This is a genomic window from Streptomyces alkaliterrae (assembly GCF_007097205.2).
GTDB classification, from domain to species: Bacteria; Actinomycetota; Actinomycetes; order Streptomycetales; family Streptomycetaceae; genus Streptomyces; species Streptomyces alkaliterrae.
In genome coordinates this window covers 1-729 of record NZ_VJYK02000662.1, presented here as the reverse complement: position 1 = coordinate 729, position 729 = coordinate 1, and the positions used below count along the sequence as shown (strand labels likewise).

The 729-nt window shown below is 73.5% G+C and carries 1 protein-coding gene; it reads left to right on the top strand.

The window, feature by feature from the left end; translation table 11 throughout:
• Positions 1 to 82: 82 nt before the first annotated feature.
• On the top strand, positions 83 to 729 hold a 647-nt coding region (locus FNX44_RS27395; RefSeq protein WP_153507807.1), incomplete at its 3' end, for an NAD(P)-binding domain-containing protein.

The window sequence follows — 729 nt, the reverse complement described above, 5'->3', positions numbered from 1 at the left end:
CGTATCCCCCTTCCTCTCTCCCTTCCTCCCTGTAGCGCCCGACCCCGTGTCGCCGGCCCTGACCAGAAACGGAACACATCCGATGCTCGACCTCGTCATCGTGGGCGCAGGCCCCTACGGACTGTCCATCGCCGCGCACGCGGCGGCCGCCGGCCTGCGAGCGCGCACCTTCGGACGGCCCATGGCCTCCTGGCGCGACCACATGCCGTCCGGCATGTTCCTGAAGTCCGAGCCCTGGTCGTCCAACCTCTCCGACCCCGGCCGCGCCCACACCCTCGGCGGCTACTGCCAGGGCCGGGGCCTCGTCGCCGAGCACGGCACCCCCGTGCCCATCGACACCTTCACCGACTACGGCCTCTGGTTCGCGCGCCAGGCCGTGCCCGAGCTCGACGAACGCCTCGTCGGCTCCGTCGCCCCGGCCGACGGCCACTGGCACGTCACCACCGAGGACGGCGAGACCCTCACCACCCGCGCGGTCGTGCTCGCCGTCGGCGTCATGCCGTTTGTGAACCTCCCCGCCGAACTGCGCGACCTCCCCTCCGACCTCGTCACCCACAGCAGCGACCACCGCGACCTCACCCGCTTCACCGGCCTCGACGTCACCGTCGTCGGCGGCGGCCAGGCCGCGCTGGAGACCGCCACCCTGCTCGCCGAGGCCGGCGCCGCGCCCCGCCTGCTCGCCCGCGCCGACCGGCTCAACTGGAACACCCCGCCGCAACCCCTGGACCG